This window comes from Novosphingobium sp. GV079, assembly GCF_003058045.1.
GTDB classification, from domain to species: Bacteria; Pseudomonadota; Alphaproteobacteria; order Sphingomonadales; family Sphingomonadaceae; genus Novosphingobium; species Novosphingobium capsulatum.
The window spans coordinates 196,370-215,582 of record NZ_QBUE01000001.1 but is presented as its reverse complement, the minus strand read 5'-3'; the positions used below and the strand labels follow the sequence as shown (position 1 = coordinate 215,582).

The window sequence follows — 19,213 nt, the reverse complement described above, 5'->3', positions numbered from 1 at the left end:
CTAGACCATGCTGGCATGTAGGCCGGGCAGTCACGATCCGGCGCGAGAGGACAGGATGGCACCCACCATGGCAGCACCCGATACCGCAAGCGCAGACACCGTGGCCCAGCGCCCTACGCCCGAAAGCTGCGGCCTGCCGGTCAGCGAGGGGATCAGCTGGCTGGAACTGATGGCCGCCGATTCGCGGCCCGCGCCCGAGGTGCTGACCACGCCCAGCTATCAGAACCGCGGCAGCACGCCGATCGCCGCAGCGCGCTATACCAGCGAGCATTTCGCCCAGCTGGAACGCGAGCGGATGTGGCCGCGCGTGTGGCAGTTCGCCGCGCGCGAGGAAGACCTGCCCGAGCCGGGCGATTATGTCGTTTATGAAAACGCCGGGCGCAGTTTCCTCATCTCGCGCCAGGACGATGGATCGGTGCGCGCCATGCACAACGTGTGCCTCCATCGCGGCCGCAAGCTGCGCACCGAAGATGGCACGGCCGATCGCTTCGTCTGCCCGTTCCATGGCTTTGCCTGGAACAAGGACGGCAGTTTCAACCACATGCCATGCAAGTGGGATTTCGCCCACCTCGATGAAAACAAGCTGGCGCTGCCGGCGGTAGAGGTGGGCCAGTGGGGCGGCTACATCTTCCTGCGGGAAGAGCCCGGCGGGCCGAGCCTGGAGGAGTTCCTTGCCCCCCTGCCCGATCACTTCAAGCGCTGGCGCCATGAAGAATGCGTGACGGTGATGTGGGTGGGCAAGGAAGTGCCGGCCAACTGGAAAGTCACGGCCGAAGCCTTCATGGAAGCCTGGCACACCGTGGTCACCCACCCGCAGCTGCTGCCTTTCACCGGTGATTGCAACAGCGCCTACTGGACCTGGGGCGATCATGTGAACGTCAACCTCGTGCCGTTCGGCACGATGTCGCCGCACCTCGATCCGGCGGGCAAGAGCGAGCAGTGGATCGTTGACCAGTTCGTCAAGTACAACGGCCGCAGCGGCGACAACTATGATACCGCCGCCGATCCCTATGCTGTTGAAGTGCCCGAAGGCATGACCGCGCGCGAGGCGCTGGGCGCCAAGATGCGCGCCGCCTATACCGCGCAGACCGGCTATGACCACGATCACGCCACCGATGCCGAACTGCTCGATGCGCTGGTCTATAACGTGTTCCCCAACTTCGCCCCGTGGGGCGGGTTCATGCCCAACATCGTCTATCGCTGGCGCCCCGGAAAGACGCCCGATACCTGCATCATGGAAGTGCGCATCCTGATGCGCGTGAAGAAGGGCGAAAAGCATCCGCGCGGCGTGCCGATGAAGTTCCTGCGCCTCGACCAGAAATGGACCGAGGCACCCGAACTGGGCATCCTGGGCGACGTGTTCGAACAGGACATGGACAACCTGCCCTATGTGCAGGAAGGCCTCCACGCCTCCAAGACCGGCAAGGTGCAGCTGGGCAACTACCAGGAAATCCGCCTGCGCCAGTTCCAGCAGACGCTCGATCAATACCTCGGCATTCCCGAAGGCAGCGATGGAGCCGCTGCGTGAGCGAACCCGCGCAAAGCCACCCGCGCCGCATCGATTGCGTGCTGGTCTGCGGCGGGGTGTGGCACGATATGGATTTCGCCCGGCTGGAACTCCTGAAGCTTCTGGCCGACGATCCCGCCGTGCGCACCCGTGTGTTCGAGGATTACGAGAACATCGCCGCGATCGAGGCGGCCGATATCCTGATCACCTATACCTGCGACGTGACGCCCTCGCTGCCCGCGCAGGAAGCGCTGCGCGCCTGGCTGGCGCGCGGCGGGCGCTGGTATGCGCTGCACGGCACAAATTCGGTGCTGCGCCTGCTCGACCAGGGGCCCAACGCCGGGCTGTGGGATGCGCCGCGCTGGGCGCCGCTGTTCATGGACATGCTGGGCAGCCAGTTCATCAGCCACCCACCAATCGCGCCCTATCGCGTCGAAGTGGCCGATCCCGCCCATCCGCTGGTTGCCGGCGTGGAGCCGTTCGACACCACGGACGAGCTTTATTACCTCGAAACCCACGGCAACCTGCACGTCCTGCTCGATACCTGCTGCACCGAGCCGGGCACCGGCTTTGTCGAGGCCGCCGCCGCGCCCGGGCGCCATCCAGTGTTCTATATCAAGGACCACGGCGAGGGCGCGGTGCTCTACCTTACCCTGGGCCACTGCCGCGGGCACTATGACCTGCAACCGATGCTCGACTGGTGGCCCAGCGTGGACCGCTGCGCCTGGGATTTGCCGGTATTCCACGATCTGCTGCGCCGTGGCGTGGCCTGGCTGAAAGAACCGCTGGGCTGATGCGGCGGGATCAAAGCGGGACCCCGGATCAAGTCCGGGGTGACGGTAACATGTTAGGATAGCTTTATTTTCTCGTCACCCCGGACTTGATCCGGGGTCCCGCTGTAATTATCAAAACCGCAACCAGCCTACACCTCGACCATCGTCCCCATCGCCGGGTCAGACCAGCTCGGCTTGCCGGTCTCGACGTGGCCGGCAAAACGGCGGCGAAAGCCATCGGGGCCATCCACGGCCAGATCATACCAGTGATGGCTGGCAGCAATCGGCACCCGCACCGTGCGGGCCTGGCCGGGCGCCAGCACGATGCGCTGTGGCGTGGCCGAGGCCGAGCCATAGGCCAGGTGCCGCAGCGACAGCGTGACCGGCGCCGCGCCAGGATTGGCCAGTGCCACCAGCAGCGTATCGCCCGCTTCCTGCACCGATACACGCGCGGGCGGCGGCAGCGGCCCAGCCAGATCGCGCACAAAGCCATTGGGCCCGCGCACCGTCAGGCGGCACGGCCCGGCAGCCAGGCCGGGCGGCCGATCGCGCAAGGTGGCACCGGCGGCCACGGTATAGGTCCACGGGCCGGCGGTGCCGCCGCGATCATAAACCTGGAATACCGCGCCTTGGCGGCCGGTATTGGCAAATTCCAGCTGCCAATCGGCGCCGCTGCCCACCTCGCCCACCGCCAGGCGATAGGGCAGTGCGCGCGCCGGGCGCTGGCCGGGTTCCTGCTGGGGCATGGCCTGCTCGGCCGGCGGATGCGGCTGCGGCAAGGCGGCCTGCGCGGCCACGCGGGCGCGATAATCGCCGATCGCGGGCAATGCCTGCAAGGCATGCAGCGCCGCTCCATCGGGATCGGCAAAATCGAACATATCGACCAGATCGCCGGTCACCGCGCGGCGCCAGGGCGAAATGTTGGGCTCCATCACGCCAAAGCGCCGCTCCAGGAAGCGGATGACCGAGGTGTGATCGTTGACCCCGGAATGGACAAAGCCACCGCGCGTCCAGGGCGACACGATCATCAGCGGCACGCGAATGCCCAGGCCCACCGGCTCGCCCTTGTAGGCCTCGCCATGCGTGTCCACGCTGCTCAGCCCCTGGGCACGGTTCACCGCCGGCACCGGGCCCGGCACATGATCGAAAAAGCCGTCGTTTTCATCATAGTTGATGATCAGCGCGGTCTTCGCCCAGACCTTGGGATTGGCCACCAGCGCTTCGATCAGGCGCGCGGTCAGGCTTTCGCCAAAGGCCGGCGTCGCCTCGGGATGCTCGGAATAGCGCGCCGGCGCGACAATCCACGAAACCTGCGGCAGGGTATCGGCGGCCACGTCCTTGGCAAAGGCAGAGACCAGGTATTGCGCCTGCGAGGTTTCGGCCGTTTCCGCGCTGGAGCCGGCAACCCATGCCCGCCCGCGCCGATAGAGCGATGACGCACGATCGAGCCCGCGGAAATTGGCGAAGTACGGCAGCGAGTTATCGCCAAAATTCTCGTATTCCTGATAGACCTGCCAGCTTACCCCGGCCTGTTCCAGCCGCTCGGCATAGGTCGTCCAGCGCGCCGCGCCGGGGAAATCGGCCTTGTCGCGCGCCATGTCGGCGGTCCAGTTGCCATCGTCGGCATTGTCCACCGCCTGGGCGCGATCGTCGCCTGCGCTCAGCCCGCTGGTGCCGGAAAACAGGAACATGCGGTTGGGGTTGGTCGGCCCGTGGATCGAGCAGAAATACTGGTCGTTGATGGTAAAGGCATCGGCCAGCGCGTGATAGAACGGGATGTCCTCGCGCACGAAATGGCCCATCGATTGCGGCGTCTTGTGCTTGATCCAGCTGTCGTATTCCGCCCAATCGGCAAAGGCGCCCTTCCAGCTGTGGTCCAGGCTTTTCAGGCCCTGGGCATTGCTGATCCGGCCATCCATGCGAAACGGCAGCACCACGCCCTGGCGATCGGGCGTGGGCTGGTGAAACACGCTTTTCCCATTGCGCAACAGCAGCGGGCGCGGATCGCCATAGCCGCGCACCCCGCGCAGGGTGCCGTAATAGTGATCGAACGAGCGGTTTTCCTGCATCAGGATCACCACATGTTCGACATCGGCCAGCGTGCCGGTGCGCCGTGCGGCCGGCAGCGCCAGGGCCGTGGCAATGGATTGCGGCAAGGTTCCGGCCGCCCCGGCCGCCGCCACCGCTTTCAGGAAACTGCGGCGCGCCGGCCGATACGTCATCATGCTTGCCTCAATAAACAGGCGGATGCCGGCGCTGCGCTCGCCGGCATCCGTACTCTGTCAAAACCGCTTGCGCAGCGTGATCGAGGCCTGGCGCGGCGCCCCCACCAGCATCGACTGCAGCGTACCACCGGGGTCGGTGAAGGCCAGACCGTTCTCACCGAGCGTCGCGATATACTTCTTGTCGAACAGATTTGTGACGTTCCCCTGGATTTCCAGATTATGCAGCGGGCCGTCGGCGGCATCGAAGTGATAGCCCAGCGAGACATCGACCAGCACGCGGCCGGGCACGCTGGCATCGTTGGTATAGGTGTAATAGCGCTTGGACTGGTAATTGGCGCCGATCCGGCCGCTGATCACGCCATCGTCGTAGGCGATTTCGGCGTTGGCGAGGTGCGCCGGAACCGTCGCCACCTGCTTGTTCTTGGTGGGGTAGAGCACGCCGCTGAGCACGTCGTCGTCGTACCGCGCATCGGTATAGGAATACGAGCCATAGAGCGACAGCGCCCGGGTCAGGTGATAGGTGCCGGCCAGTTCCACCCCGTTGGTGGTGACCGAACCCACGTTGGACAGCACCGTGGCGCAGCCCACGATGATGGCGCAGGGCTGCACCGAAAGCAGCCGGTTCTCGAACTTGACGTGATAGCCCGCGATCGAGCCTTCGAAGTGATCGAGATGGAAGCGCAGGCCGCCTTCCACCGTCTTCGAGGTTTCCGGCTTGATCGTGTTCTTGATGGCCTGGAAACCGGCCTGGTTCGTCATGAACGGATCGGTGGTAAAGGCGCGCATGTTCTCGGCATAGCTGAGGAACGCCTCGACCTGGGGATTGAACGTATAGTTCACGCCCGCCTGCGGCAGGAACAGGTCACGCGCCTTGAGCCGGCCCGAGGTATCGCGCGCCGCAGCGCTGGATTGGCTGGCGGGATCGTACTGGTTGTCGACGATCACGCTAAGTCCCTTGAACCCAGCGTTGATCTTGAAGTTGTCAGTGGCCTGGAAGGTATCCTGGACAAAGAACTGCGCGGTGGTGATCTTGAAGTTGTACTTATACTGCGTGTAGAACGGATTTTGCGGCCACTCACGGTTGTCGATGCTCGACGTGGTCGAGTCCGCCAGCGGGAAGAACTGCCGCGCCGTGGTATACTTGTTGGATTCGTACCAACCGCCCAGTTCCAGTTCGTTTGTGCCGATCTTGTAGGTCAGCGCCCCGGTCAGGCCGCCGCGCGCAATCTTGTACGAGGTGGAACGGATCGACAGCGCCGCGCCGCCCGGCGTTGGGGTATAGGGCGTCCACCACGTGCCGATGCCCTTGTTGTGGTGATAATAGGGCGAAATGCGCAGCGACAGGCCACTGCCAAGGTCTGCCGTCAGGCTGGCGCCGGCCAGGAAGTCCTTACGCAGGCCATAGCCGTTGTAATAGGTATCATCGGCGCAGATCGTCTGGCTGTATCCGGCGTAATTGGCGCAATACTTGGAATAGTTGACCAGATCCGATTGCAGGTTCTTGGCAATCGCCAGAGCGGTCTTGTAATCGTTGCGGATATAATCCCAGTTCCAGCCATATTTCTGGATCAAGGCCGGCGACATATCCATGTAGTCGTCGTCCTTGAAATCGGAATAGTTGGCAAAGGCCGTCAGCTTGGCACTCGTGCCCAGCGGCACCACGATCTTGCTGTTGACCGACCAGGCCTGCTGCTTGCCTTCGCCCTTCCACTTGGGCGCATCGAGCCACGATCCGCTGACATAGGCCTTGACCCCGCCACCCAGATCGCCGGTGTTGAGCCGGCCGAACAGGCGATAGGCGTTTTCGCTGCCATAGCTGGCCTGGGTATCGACGCCGAAATCGTCGGTCGGCGTCTGGCTGAAGAATTGTACCGTGCCGCCCAGGTTGGAACTCGACGGCGTATCGAGCGCGCCCGAACCCTGCGCCAGCGTGGAACTGCCGATGTTTTCCGAGGCGATGGCGCGGCTGATGTGCAGGCCGTTGAAATTGCCATAGCTCATGTCGCCCAGCGGCACGCCATCGAGCGTGAAGCCAAGCTGGTTCTGGCTGAAGCTGCGCACCGAAAAGCGCGTGGACCATTCGTTGGTACCCAGCGCATTGGCCGATTGCACCGAAACGCTGGGCAGCTTTTCCAGCACCTTGAGCGGGCTGGTACCGGGCGTGGCGGCCTTGATATCAACCGCGGTAACGGTCTGGACCTGGCGGGTTTCGCCACGGCCATAGACAACGATGGGACTGCCTTCGTCATCGCCCCCGGCAGCAGACGCCGGCGTTGCCGCATCGGGTGCTGATTGCGCGAGGACGGGTGAAGCGGCGCCGGCGAGCGCAAGCAGAGCAACGCCGGATAGATGCTTATAACGCATATGAATTCCCCCATGTGTTGTACTGAATGATCACGGGAACGCGGGCGTTATGCGCTTGTGCGGACTCACCGGATCAATTCAGCCAGGTCCTCCTGTCAAAAAAGTTATGCAAAGCGCAACTTATGGTCAACAAACGCTTTGCTTATGCTGCGGCACCTCCATCTGTTGCGTTGCCGAAACGTTTCTGCACAAGACGAGATAGGCCAGCGCCGAGACCGGCAAGCCGATCAGCATCGAGATGTCTGCCCCGCCCAGGGCGCGCGCGACCGGCCCTGTAAAAACATGCGTGCTGAAGAACGGCACCATGGCCAGGAACCCGGCAAGATAGGCGATCAGCCCGCGCGCATTCCACCGCCCATAGATGCCGTCTGGATCAAATATCGCCGCAATCGAATAATGCCCTTTTCGCACGATGTAGAAATCGACCAGATTGATCGCCGTCCATGGCGTGAAGATATACAGCAGCACCGACAGCAGCAGTTCGTAATCGTGCATGAAATCCTTCGATGCGGAAAACGATAGCGCCGAAGCCAGCACCGTGACGATCACCAGCGACACCACCCGTTCGCGGATCGTGCTGCGCAGCGTCATGAAGGAATCGGCAATCGACAGCAGCGTGAGCGACGCCCCGTAAAAATTGAGCGAAGTGGCCGTGATCAGCCCGGCAAAGGCCACGACCAGCAGCACCATGCCGAACCCGGGTACGATCTGGTCACCCACCATGCGCGCGGCGGCAATCACGCCATCCTGCGGCAGCGCGGCAGCGGCGATCGCGCCCACCGCCATCATCCACACCCCGCCCAGCATGGCGCCGCCAAATGTCCACCAGAACGCCGCGCGCACGCCTACTTCGGGCGGAAGATAGCGCGAATAATCAGAAACATAGATCGACCAGCTGAGCTGATACGCGGCCGCGGCAAAGAACTGCAGCAGGAACGGGATCATCACGAAGCGGTGCGGATCGAACTGCCCAGCGGGCAATGGCACCAGCCAGGCTGCGCCGGCAGTAAACACCGCCAGGATCGCGATCAGGGCAAAGGCCAACGTGCGCTGCGCCCGGTGGATCAGGTCATAGCCGATCAACGCCACGCCCATCGCTAGAATGGTGAAAACCGCCATCGTCGGCCGGGCCGGCAGGCCTGCCAGTTCCTGCACCGTCTGCGCCGCCAGCACCTGGTTGAACGCGTTGTAGCCAACGTAGGTGATCAGCGCGACCACCCACACCAGCAGCGCCCCGCGATAGCCGAACTGCGGGCGCGACTGGATCATCTGCGGCAGGCCCAGCTGCGGCCCCTGCGCCGCATGGAACGCCATGAAGAACGTGCCCAGCGCGCAGCCGCCCACGATCGCCACCAGCGACCAGAACAGGTTGAGCCCCATGGCAATGCCCAGCGCGCCGGTGGCCAGCGTGGCCAGGTGCGCATCGCCGGCAAACCACACCGGCCACAGATGCCAGACTTTGCCATGCCGCTCGGCCAGCGGCACGAAATCGATCGAATGCGCCTCTATCCGCGAGCGCGTAACCGGTTGGCTGGACATGGCCCATTTCCCCCGTCTTGGCGGGTCGTGCCTGTGCACGCCCGTGTGTACACGCGATGCTGGGGGGCTTGGCCGGGGGCCGCAAGGGGGAAATGCGCAAGGCTCACTCGGCCTTGGTGGCGCGGGCAAAGCGGGTGCCACGGCGGGCGGCGGTGGCGGTGATGCCAAACGCGCGGCGCAGATCGCGGGTCAGCGCCGATGCCGAATCAAAGCCCGTGGCCAGCGCCACGTCGAGCACGCGCAGGTCGGTGGTTTCGAGCAGCACCCGCGCCCGTTCCAGCCGCAGCCGGCGATAGTGGCGCTGCGGCGAAACGCCCAGATGCGCCAGGAACAGCCGCTCCAGCCGGCGCACGCCCACGCCTGCCTGGCGGGCGAGGTCGGCCGAGCGCAACGGCAGGTCGAGTTGGGCCTCCATCGCGGCGATCGCGCGCAGCAGGTGCGGATCGCGGATCGCCAGGCGCTGGCCCGCCGCCATGCGCTGCCCTTCGCCGGCCGGGCGGATGCGGTCGTGGATGAACTGTTCGGCCACGGCATTGGCAAAGGCCAGGCCATGAGCGCGGGCGATGCGTTCGAGCATCATGTCGAGCGCGGCGGTGCCACCGGCACAGCTGAACAGCCGCTCGCTCAGCGTGTAGAGCGCATCGGCCACCGCGATCTGCGGCCAGGCCTCGCGAAACCCGCTTTCCGCCTCCCAGTGGATCGCCACCGGCCCCGGCCCGGCCACCCCGGCCTGGGCCAGCAGCACGATGCCGGTGTCGATCGCGCCAAACCGCCCGCCACCGCGCCCAAAGCGGCGCAGCACAGCCAGCCCGGCGCGCCCCAGGCCGCGTTCGGGATGAAACCCGGCGCACACGATCAGCGTGCCCGGCGGATCGAGCGCAGCCAGCGGCGCATCGACCACCACGCGCATCCCGCTCGATGCCGCCACCGGCTCGCCATCGGCGGAATGCAGGCGCCAGGCAAACAGCGGCTGGGCGGCCAGGCGATTGGCCACGCGCAGCGGCTCCACCGTGGAAAAGAACGCCAGGGCGGAAAAGCCCTCCACCAGCAGGAAATCGATTCGTTCAGGCAAGGGGATCGCGGGTTCGGTCATCGCCGCGCAGGAAAACACACCGCGTCGCAAATTGCATTATCTGTGTCGTTTTCAGCGTCAAATTTTCGCGGCACCTGCCGCATGCTAAGCATCATCAGCACGGGGGAGTTGCGATGCAGAGCGACGTGTTCATCACTTGCGCGGTTACCGGTTCGGGCGACACCGCCAGCCGTCATCCCGACCTGCCGATCACGCCGGCGCAGATCGCGCAGGCCTCGATCGAGGCGGCCAAGGCCGGCGCCGCGATTGCCCACATCCATGTGCGTGATCCGCAAACCGGGCAGGCCAGCCGCGATGTCGCGCTCTATCGCGAAGTGGTGGAGCGCATCCGCGAGTCCGATACCGACGTGATCATCAACCTGACCGCCGGCATGGGCGGCGACGTGGTGTTCGGCGCGGGCGAAAACCCGCTGCCGCTCAATCCGGTGGGCACCGACATGGTCGGCCCGATGGAACGGCTGGCCCATGTGGTGGAACTGCTGCCCGAAATCTGCACGCTCGATTGCGGCACGATGAACTTTTCGCTGGGCGACTATGTGATGACCAACACGCCCAGCCACCTGCGCGCCATGGCGGCCAAAGTGCAGGAACTGGGCGTGCGGCCCGAACTGGAAGTGTTCGATTTCGGCCACCTGGTCTTTGTCAAAGACCTGATCAAGGAAGGCCTGCTCGATGATCCGGTGATGATCCAGCTGTGCCTGGGCATCCCCTATGGCGCGCCCGATGATCCCGGCACGACCATGGCCATGGTCAACCAGCTGCCCGCGGGCGCCACGTTCTCGGCCTTTTCGATCGGCGCGCGGCAGCTGCCGTTCGTGGCCATGGCCGTGCTGGCCGGCGGCAACGTCCGCGTCGGCCTGGAAGACAACCTCTATCTCTCGCGCGGGGTCAAGGCCTCGAACGCCGATCTCGTCACCCGCGCCCGCACCATCATCGAGGCGATGAACGTGCGCGTGATGGGCCCGGCCGAAGTGCGCGAAAAGCTCAAGCTGCGGAAGGTGGCGTAATGGCGGCGCCCTCCATCGCCCGGGCGGGGCTGGTCGGCGGCGGCGTGATCGGCGCCGGCTGGGCGGCGCGGATGCTGCTCAACGGCATCGACGTTGCGATCTTCGATCCCGATCCCGAAATCGAGCGCAAGGTGACGACCGTGCTCGCCGCCGCGCGCCGCGCCTGGGACAAGCTGGTGCCCGGCGCCCTGCCCGCGCAAGGTCACCTGCGCCTGGCCAGCAGCGTGGAAGACGCCGTAGCCGATGCCGATTTCGTGCAGGAAAGCCTGCCCGAACGCGAAGACCTCAAGATCGCGATCCTGGCCCGCATCGATGCCGCCACGCGGCCCGACGTGGTGATCGGCTCGTCCACCTCGGGCCTTTTGCCCACACGCCTGCAATCGGGCATGGCCCATCCCGAGCGGATGGTCGTGGGTCATCCCTTCAACCCGGTATACCTCCTGCCGCTGGTTGAAATCTGCGGCGGCGCCCAGACCTCAACCCAAACCAGGGACCGCGCCGCCGCCTTCTATTCCGCCATCGGCATGCACCCGCTGCATGTGCGCAAGGAAATCGACGGGTTCATCGCCGATCGCCTGCTCGAAGCCTTGTGGCGCGAGGCGCTGTGGTTGGTGAACGACGGCGTGGCGACGACCGAGGAAATCGACGACGCGGTCCGCTTTGGTGCCGGGCTGCGCTGGTCGTTCATGGGCACGTTCCTGATCTATCGCATGGCCGGCGGCGAGGCCGGGATGCGCCATTTCCTGGCGCAGTTCGGCCCTGCGCTGAAACTGCCGTGGACCAAGCTCGAAGCACCCGAACTGACGCAGGAGCTGATCGACGCGGTTGCCGCGCAGTCTGACGACCAGGCCGGCGACATGTCGATCCGCGCGCTGGAGCGCCAGCGCGACGATTGCCTGATCGCCGTGCTTTCGGGCCTGCGCGGGCAGGATTACGGCGCTGGGCAAACCCTCGCCAGCTATGCCCGCCGCCTGATGGAGCAGGCCCCCGCCCCGCTCGCCAGCAGCATCGACGAACGCCGGCCCCTGGCCCTCCACGCCACCGACGTGGCGCCGGAATGGATCGACTACAACGGCCACATGACCGAGCATCGCTACCTCCAGGTGTTTGGCGATACCACCGATGCGCTGCTGCGGCACATCGGCGTGGATGCGGCCTACCTGGCGCAGGCCGGCAGCTGGTTCACCGTGGAAACCCACATCCGCCATCTGGGCGAAACCCATGCCGGGGATCGCCTGGTGGCCGCCACGCAGATTCTGGGCGCCGATGCCAAGCGCGCCCACGTGTTCCACAGCCTGTTTCGCGGCAGCGACGGGCAACTGGTGGCCACGGCCGAACAGATGCTGTTGCATGTCAGCAAGGACACCGGCCGGGCCGGGCCGGCCACCGGCGTGCCAGCGGCGCGCATGGCGGAACTGGCAACGGCGCAGGCCGATCTGCCGGTTCCCGATGGCGCCGGCCGCCGGATATCGCTGGGCTGAACAGAAAGGAAAGACCGATGCGCCGCCTGATGATCGCGTTTCTTCTGGCGGCGACGGCCGCAACCCCGGGCCTGGCCAAAGCTCCAGCCCAGCCCGCCGCAGTGGTCCCGCCGCTGCCCGATCGCTTCGACGATTTCGGGCCGGCGGTCCAGGCCTTGACCCTGCCAGGCGGGCGCGTGGTCCATTTCACCGACAGCGGTGACCTGGGCGGGCGCAGCGTGGTGTTTATCGGCGGCACGGGCACCAGCGCGCGGGCCAGCGGGATGACCGATTTCCTCAAAAGCCTGCGCGTTGCGCTGAAGCTGCGGTTCATCACCGTGGAACGCAACGGCTTTGGCGATACCGCCTATCAGCCGGGGTGGACCTATGCCGATTATGCCGGCGAGGTGCGCGCCGTGCTCGACCACCTGGCGGTGCAGCGCTTTGCCGGCGTGGCGATTTCGGGCGGTGGGCCCTATATGGCCGCCGTGGCCGGGGCGATGCCCGATCGCGTGATCAGCCTGCACATGCTGGCCACCGCGGCCACCAATCCGCAGGGGCGGCAATGCGGCGTGCCGCTGGCCACGCTGGCGCAATCCCTTGCCGGGCAAGTGCAGAACCCGCAAAGCTGGTGGGCCTTTCCCGCCACCAGCCCGACGCGGCGCATCCCCGGCTTTGCCGATCGCGCGTTCGAGGAAGGCGCGCGCACGTTCTTCATTCGCGGGCAAATGGGCGATCCCCTGCCCGAAGCGGCCGAGATGCAGCGCTATTGCGGCCCGGCGCCCGATGTTTCCAGGGTGACCGCGCCGGTGCACATCTACCAGGGCGGTGCCGATCCGCTGGTCACGCTGGACCAGGCGGAATACTGGCACCACCATTTCCCCAACGTGGTCGCCTTCCGCGTCTATCCCGGCGAAGCGCACGACGTGCAATATCGCCACTGGGACCAGGTGCTGATCGAACTGGCCGGCATCACCGGGCAAACCGTGGTGTGCCAAGGCGGACACAGCGCCGCCCTCGCCGATGCCAAAGTGCCCGCCGCGCTGGCCAAGGGTGCCAGCCTGGGATTGTGCGCATGGCAGGCAAGAAATTGAAGGTCTAGCGCCAGGAACTGTCGTCGCGCGGCAGGCGGCCATGGTCGTCCACCACGCGCACCTGGTGCGGCGGCGCATCGGCCCAGGTCCAGAACACCACGTTGCGATCGTCGGCCTGGGCGCGATGGGCAAAGCTGGGCACGATCACGCCCGCCGCGCCTTGCCCCACCAGCCGCGTTGCCAGGTGCCAGGTGGGCGGGATGTGCCCGCGATCGGCCAGGTCTTCCCAGGCGCAGGCCAGATCAGCCGGCACCACGGCCAGCGCCGCCAGCGTGGCCGTGTCGGTCAGGTCCACCAGATCGGCGCAATCCACGTCATACGAACACAGCGTCAGCGGCTGCGCCTTGAAGGCAAAGCCCTGCTGCGCTTCCAGCCAGGCGGTTTCCGGGCGCAGCGCGGTATAGAGCGCGGGCATGCCCACGCGATTGAAGCGCCCGCCATGGCGCGCCGCGCCTTCTCCCGAAACCGGATCAAACGCCCAGCGCGGATGATGCGCGCGATAGACGGCGCCGCTCAGGCGGCTGAACGGCAACGGATCGGCCACGATCAGGCAAAGCCGCCTTCGGCCATGCGGCTGAGATAGCGCTTCACCGCTTCCCCCCGCCCGGCGTGGACCAGATCCTCTGCCGTCTGATCCCCGAACGAAGGCAGCGGCTGCGACCGATACCAGGCAAAGGCGGCCAGTTCCGAACCGGCCCAGGGGATCACGCGGTTGACGATCTCCACCATGTCACGCAGCCGCTTCTGCGTGGCGGGCGATGCCACGCGGCTGGCCTTGGACACGCTGTCGCGTGACAGGCCCAGGGCATGGGCCAGTTCGGTCTTGGTGATGCGCAGGCGGCCCGAGACGACATCGGGCGAAACCGCCCCGCCTTGCCCCACCATATCTGCCAGAAACGCCGTAGCCACGTCTGCCTCACCAATTGCCGCGATATAGGGGCAATATACGTGGCAATGGCGGATTTGCAAGATGGGGTCGGCTTAGGTTTCCACCACCCCCAACCCCCTCCTCTAAAGAGGAGGGGGCTTTAGAGCGGCGTGTCAGCTCCCCCTCCTCTTCAGAGGAGGGGGTCGGGGGGTGGTGCGAACCCTAGCCCTTCGGCTCATATCGTTCCAAAAACACCCGCGTCACGCCGTTGGTCCAGCCAAAGCCGTCCTGCAGCGGATATTCCCCGCCACCACCGGGCGCGTGGGCTTCCACGTCATACTTTTCCAGCATCTTACCGGTGCTGTCATAGGCGGCCTGCACCGTGCCCAGCCACGCGCGCGCGATGATCGCAGCAAGATCGCCCTCGCCATAGCGCAGCAGGCCTTCGTGGGCGATCCATTGCAGCGGTGCCCAGCCGTTGGGATCGTCCCACTGCTGCCCGGTGCGCAGCGGCGTGGTGCGCAAGCCGCCCGGCGCCAGCAATTGCGCGCGCACCAGCCGCGCCACGGCCTGCGCCTGATCGGGCCGGGCCAGGCCGACGAACAGCGGATAGAGCGTGGCGGCCGAAACGCGCGGGCTGGCCTGGCGGGTTTCGCGGTCCCAATCGGCAAAGCGCCCCTGCGCCGGCAGCCACAGCCAGCGCTGGATGGCACGGGCGCGGGCATCGGCCTGGGCAGCGAAATCAGCGGCGCAAGCCTGGTCCCCGGCTTCGGCACAGCGGCGGGCGATAGCCTTTTCCTGCGCCCACAACAGGCTGTTGAGATCGACCGGCACGATCTGGGTGGTGCGGATCGTTTCCAGCCGCGCCGGATCGCCCAGCCAGCGGGAGGAATAGTCCCACCCGCTTTCCGCCCCGGCGCGCAGATCGGTATAGACCTGATCAGCCGGCCGGCCCGACGTGCGGGCGGTGGCCACATCCTCGCGCCAGGATTCATCGCGCGGACCGGGGGCATCGTCCCAATAGCGATTGAGCAGGCTGCCATCGGGCATGCGCACCACGCGGGCCGATGCACCACTTTTGCGCGCAGCGGCCGCGCCTTTCATCCAGAACGCATGCTCGGCCCGCAGCGCCGCCAGATGCCGCGCTGCCGTGGCGGCATCGTGGCGCGGATCGAGATCGGCCATCAGCGCCAGGAACGGCGGCTGCGAGCGGCCGAGGTAATAGGTGCGCGTGCCGTTGGGCACAAAGCCATAGCGCGCCACCAGGCTGTCGAAATCATCGAGCATGCCGGCGATCAGCGCATCCTGGCCATCGGCCTTGAGGCCGAGCATGGTGAAATAGCTGTCCCAGTAATAGATTTCGCGAAAGCGCCCGCCCGGCACGACATAAGGCTGCGGCATGGCCAAGGCGGATGAACCCGGCGGCGGGGTGAGCGCCGGGCGGGTCAGCTGCGGCCACAGCGCGGCGATATGCTCGCGCAGCGATGGCCGCGTCCCCGGCTCGGCCGGCACCACGAAGTGCCGGTTCACAAAGGCGCGCAGCGCCGCCGGGCCCTGCGGCTGCTCCGCCCGCCAGGCGGCCATCACCGCATCGGGCGCCTCGCGCGGGGTGGCATCGGCAAAGGTCTTGCTGTCGGGATAGAGCCGCGCTGCCTGCACCGCTTCGAACAGCGGACCGAACAATACCTGCGGCGGGGGCTGTGGCGAAGGTGCCGCCTGCCCCATCGTGGCCAGTGCTACCAGCGCGAGTGCGAGGGGGCGCAGCCTCATGCCCGGCCCGCCCGCAATTGGGCCGCGCTCTTGGCCACCGCCGCCTTTACGGCATCAAGGTGGCGCAGGTTTTCCGTTTCGCTCATGCCGTCCAGCATCGGATTATGATCGCCGGCGCGCAAGCCCTGCCCGGTCATGACGGCAAACCAGCTGGCATCGCGGAACAGCTCTTCGCCGCGCAGCATAAGGCGCCCGCTCGATGTGAACTGCTCCACCTTGTAAGCCAGGCTTTCGGGCAGGGCCGTCGCCTGGCAGTGCTGCCACAGCGGCTCGTTGCGGCCTTGGGTGAAGTGGTAGTGCAGCACCAGGAAATCGCGCACGTCTTCCATTTCATGCGCGAACACGCGGTTGTATTGCTCGGCCAGCAGCGGCGCGCAGTCCTGGCGCGGGAACAGCGACAGCAGCTTGCCGATCCCGGTCTGGATCAGGTGGATGCTGGTCGATTCCAGCGGTTCGAGGAACCCGCTGGCCAGGCCGATCGCCACGACATTTCCGATCCAGGCGCGACGGCGGCGGCCAGGGGTAAAGCGGATCAGGCGCGGATCGGCCGTGGGCGTGCCGATCGCGGCGATCAGGCTGTCGCGCGCGGCATCGGCGGTTTCGAACCGGCTGGAAAAGACATAGCCATTGCCCACGCGGTGTTGCAGCGGAATGCGCCAGCGCCAGCCAGCCGCCGCCGCCGTGGCGGTGGTGAACAGCGGCGCGGCCGGATCGGCGGCGGTGGGCGCGGCCCAGGCGCTGTCGCACGGCAGCCAGTGCGACCAGTCTTCAAACCCAGCCGCCATCTGCCCTTCGATCAACAGGCCAGTGAGGCCCGAGCAATCGATGAACAGGTCGGCCGCCACATGCTCCCCCCGCTCGGTGGTGAGCGCGCGGATGAAACCGGTCTCGCCATCGCGGTCGATCGCCGTCACGCGGCCCTCGTGGCGGCGCACGCCGCGCTCTTCGGCCATGCGCCGCAGGAACGCGGCGTAGAGGCCGGCATCGAAATGATAGGCATGGCCCAGCGTTGACAGCAGCGAGCGTGGATCGCCGCTGCTTCGCGCAAACACGCCGGCCCGCGCCAGTTGCGTGGTCAGCGAAAGCTGCTCGATCTCCACCGCGTGCCCGCCGTTCCACGCGCGGATCAGGCGGTGCGGCAGCATCTGCGCGTCACCCGGCAGGCCATAGGTGCCGAACGGATGGAAATAGGCGCTGCCATCGCCCTGCCAGCCGCGAAATTCGATGCCCAGCTTCCAGGTGGCGCCGGTTGCCTGCATGAACGCCGCTTCGTCCAGGCCGATCAGCTGGTTAAACCAGTGGATCGTCGGGATCGTCGCTTCGCCCACGCCGATCGTACCGATTGCATCGGATTCGATCAGGGCAATGGCCACGCCCTGCGGCGCCAGCGCCTTGGACAAGGCCGCCGCCGTCATCCACCCGGCGGTGCCGCCACCCAGGATGGCGATCGACGCAATCGGCGCGCCGCTCATCGCGGGCCGCAGCCCGTCATGCCCGGCGCCGGCCGTTTGAGCGCCAGATAGACCGTGCTCCACAGCTGCGCAGCGTTGGATTCATCGGCATCGCCGCCGCGCGCGCCAAAGGCTTCCACCTTGTAGCGGCCGCCCGTCACGCTCCATGACCACAGCTCGGAACTCTGCACCGCACGGCTGGCATCGATCGCCTGCCACAGGGCGCCTTGCGCGCCGCGCACCTTGGCGCAGACCGCGCCGGGCAGATCGGTACGCGCGGCCTGCCGCGCCAGGCCAGCGGCGGCCAGCGCCTGGTGCCACGACCACACCACCGTGCCGTGATAGGCATTGCGGCCAAAGCGCGCCTGCAACGGTGCCGGGGCCAGCGCCGGATCGGCCACGACCATGCCCGCGCCGGTCATCAGCCCGGCGGGAAAGGGCCGCGCCATGGTATCGGCGGCCAGGGCCACCTGATCGGCATCGGGCCTGCCCATCAGCAGGGCAAAGCCTTCATCAGAATGGATAATCGGCACCGGCTGGCCCGCCCCGTCGAGCGCAATGGCGTGATAGCGCAGCGGGGCATTGCCCAGCGCGGCCAGCGCGGGGGCCGCCGGCACGCCTTCCTGCCGGGCATAGGCATCCACCCGCGCGCGCGCCGTGGCGGCATCCACGCTTTGCAGGAACAGGCGCGGCGCCTGATCGTGCCAGACCTGCGCCATGTGCCCCACGCGCGCCAGCATCGCGCGATCATCGGGCGTGGCATAGGGATCGAGCAGGCCGGCCTGGGCCATGGCCGCCGCCGCATCGAGCGCGGCCGGCACCAGCACGGCGTTGACATCATAGGGATAGCGCCCGCCGCCCAGGCCATCGTTGCTGTCCCGCCATTCGCCCGCATCCATGCCGGGTTTGAGCGCGATGAGGTTTTGCCAGCGCGGATCGCGGGCAAAGGCGTCGGCCGCCTGCACCACATGGCGCAGGTTGCGGATCAACGCCGCGCCCAGCGCGGTATCGCCATCGCGCTCGGCCAGGAACGCGGCGGCGCGCGCCTGGCCGCGTGGATCGTCCACCATGTAGGCACGCGCCACCGGCGCCAGCAGAAACGCGCTGTCGATCATCGCATAGTTGTAGGTGGGCGCATCGCTCGCGCCCTGCCCGGCGGCAAGATGATCGAGCACGGCAAATTCGCCGATGTCTTCCTCGTGCGCCACGTTGCCATCGGCCGACAAGCGGGTGAGCACCGAGCGCAGGCCGGTTTCCACCGCCGGGGGCGTCAACACCGGCATGAGCAGCCGCACCGACATCAGCGTATCCCGTCCGAAATAGGTGTTGAACCGCCACGACCCGGCCAGGAATTTCTCATGATAGCTCAGGAATTGCAACGCGCGCCGCGCCGCCGGATCGGCGGCGGCCTGCGGAGTGAGCAGGGTTGGCGCGGTATAGGGCGTGAGCGCGGGGTCGCCGCTCAGCGCGGTGATTGCCAGGGTGATGCGCCCATCCGGCCCGGCCAGGATCGCGCCATCGGCCACGCGGCCATGGGTTACGATCAGCGCCAGGCGATAGCCGGCATGGCCATCGAGCCGGTCCCGCTGCCAGACCACGCTGTTGCCATCAACGCGCGGCGCCACCAGCACTTGCGCCGGCGCCTTGCCCAGCGCCTGGTAATCGCGCAGCACCCGCACGCTCGACAGCACCGCCTGCTTGAGATCGAGCCGGGGCGTGGTGATCTGTGCAGCCAGGCGCACCCCGCGCAAGGGACGGCCGTGCGCATCGGCTTCGTGCACCGGCACCGGCGGCGTGGTCAGCGTCCAGCGCGCCGGCTGGGCAAGCTTGCCGAACCACAGCCCGGTGCCGCTGTTGCCCGCGGGAAACGCCACGATCAGGCGCGGATCGCTGCCCGAACGCAGCACCACATGCGCCGCGACATCGCCCGCTTGCACAAAGGAATTGAGATTGAGCCCCTCCTCCACCACCGGCGCCGGTGCCGCCCCGGTCAGCAGCAGCAGGGCAAGCGGGGCCAGCACGCGGGTGGGGATCATGGGGTGTCCTTTGAATAGCGCATCAA

14 protein-coding genes are annotated in these 19,213 nt (G+C 66.7%); 5 read left to right on the top strand and 9 right to left on the bottom strand.

The features are described 5' to 3' along the window. Positions 1 to 67: 67 nt before the first annotated feature. Together C8K14_RS00835 and C8K14_RS00830 are read left to right on the top strand one after the other, a co-directional pair. Positions 68 to 1,528, top strand: coding sequence for an SRPBCC family protein (locus tag C8K14_RS00835; RefSeq protein WP_107715472.1), 1,461 nt, complete (start codon positions 68 to 70; stop codon positions 1,526 to 1,528). 68 nt (positions 1,529 to 1,596) lie between these two features. Beyond that, the gene (locus C8K14_RS00830) at positions 1,597 to 2,301 is read left to right on the top strand and encodes a ThuA domain-containing protein (RefSeq protein ID WP_369974026.1); all 705 of its coding nucleotides are present in this window, start codon (positions 1,597 to 1,599) and stop codon (positions 2,299 to 2,301) included. Between the two features lie 128 nt (positions 2,302 to 2,429). On the opposite strand, the gene C8K14_RS00825 is transcribed toward C8K14_RS00830, so the two are convergent. From C8K14_RS00825 to C8K14_RS00810, 4 genes are all read right to left on the bottom strand, one after another. Next, on the bottom strand, positions 2,430 to 4,505 hold the full coding sequence (locus tag C8K14_RS00825; protein WP_199223617.1) for a phosphocholine-specific phospholipase C: 2,076 nt from the start codon (positions 4,503 to 4,505) through the stop codon (positions 2,430 to 2,432). A 57-nt stretch (positions 4,506 to 4,562) separates the two neighbouring features. After that, positions 4,563 to 6,869, bottom strand: a complete 2,307-nt coding sequence (locus C8K14_RS00820) for a TonB-dependent receptor (protein WP_107715311.1) — start codon at positions 6,867 to 6,869, stop codon at positions 4,563 to 4,565. A gap of 126 nt (positions 6,870 to 6,995) precedes the next feature. Next, a complete protein-coding gene (locus C8K14_RS00815; RefSeq protein ID WP_107715310.1) occupies positions 6,996 to 8,408 on the bottom strand; it encodes a cytosine permease in 1,413 nt (470 codons plus the stop codon). Between the two features lie 103 nt (positions 8,409 to 8,511). After that, entirely contained in the window at positions 8,512 to 9,501 is a 990-nt protein-coding gene (locus C8K14_RS00810) for a GlxA family transcriptional regulator (protein ID WP_107715309.1), read from the bottom strand. Between the two features lie 113 nt (positions 9,502 to 9,614). Here C8K14_RS00810 and C8K14_RS00805 point away from each other — a divergent pair, with 113 nt between their 5' ends. From C8K14_RS00805 to C8K14_RS00795, 3 genes are read left to right on the top strand one after another with little or no spacing between them, the layout of a single operon-like run. Further along, positions 9,615 to 10,508: a 3-keto-5-aminohexanoate cleavage protein gene (locus C8K14_RS00805; protein WP_107715308.1), complete on the top strand. Its 894-nt coding sequence runs from the start codon at positions 9,615 to 9,617 to the stop codon at positions 10,506 to 10,508. Beyond that, on the top strand, positions 10,508 to 11,989 hold the full coding sequence (locus C8K14_RS00800) for a carnitine 3-dehydrogenase (protein ID WP_107715307.1): 1,482 nt from the start codon (positions 10,508 to 10,510) through the stop codon (positions 11,987 to 11,989). Before C8K14_RS00805 ends, C8K14_RS00800 begins: the two co-directional genes overlap by 1 nt. A gap of 17 nt (positions 11,990 to 12,006) precedes the next feature. Further along, positions 12,007 to 13,062, top strand: coding sequence for an alpha/beta fold hydrolase (locus C8K14_RS00795; protein WP_233250832.1), 1,056 nt, complete (start codon positions 12,007 to 12,009; stop codon positions 13,060 to 13,062). A gap of 4 nt (positions 13,063 to 13,066) precedes the next feature. Here the strand turns inward: C8K14_RS00795 and C8K14_RS00790 are convergent, their stop codons facing one another. From C8K14_RS00790 to C8K14_RS00770, 5 genes are all read right to left on the bottom strand, one after another. Then, on the bottom strand, positions 13,067 to 13,606 hold the full coding sequence (locus C8K14_RS00790; protein WP_233250831.1) for an RES family NAD+ phosphorylase: 540 nt from the start codon (positions 13,604 to 13,606) through the stop codon (positions 13,067 to 13,069). 2 nt (positions 13,607 to 13,608) lie between these two features. Then, positions 13,609 to 13,971, bottom strand: coding sequence for an antitoxin Xre/MbcA/ParS toxin-binding domain-containing protein (locus C8K14_RS00785; RefSeq protein WP_233250830.1), 363 nt, complete (start codon positions 13,969 to 13,971; stop codon positions 13,609 to 13,611). A gap of 181 nt (positions 13,972 to 14,152) precedes the next feature. After that, a complete protein-coding gene (gene treF, locus C8K14_RS00780) occupies positions 14,153 to 15,700 on the bottom strand; it encodes an alpha,alpha-trehalase TreF (RefSeq protein ID WP_107715306.1) in 1,548 nt (515 codons plus the stop codon). After that, on the bottom strand, positions 15,697 to 17,172 hold the full coding sequence (locus C8K14_RS00775) for a tryptophan halogenase family protein (protein ID WP_107715305.1): 1,476 nt from the start codon (positions 17,170 to 17,172) through the stop codon (positions 15,697 to 15,699). The genes treF and C8K14_RS00775 overlap by 4 nt, the downstream gene beginning before the upstream one ends. Then, positions 17,169 to 19,187 (bottom strand): hypothetical protein, encoded by a 2,019-nt coding sequence (locus tag C8K14_RS00770; protein ID WP_107715304.1) that lies wholly within the window; start codon positions 19,185 to 19,187, stop codon positions 17,169 to 17,171. The genes C8K14_RS00775 and C8K14_RS00770 overlap by 4 nt, the downstream gene beginning before the upstream one ends. Positions 19,188 to 19,213: the final 26 nt, after the last annotated feature.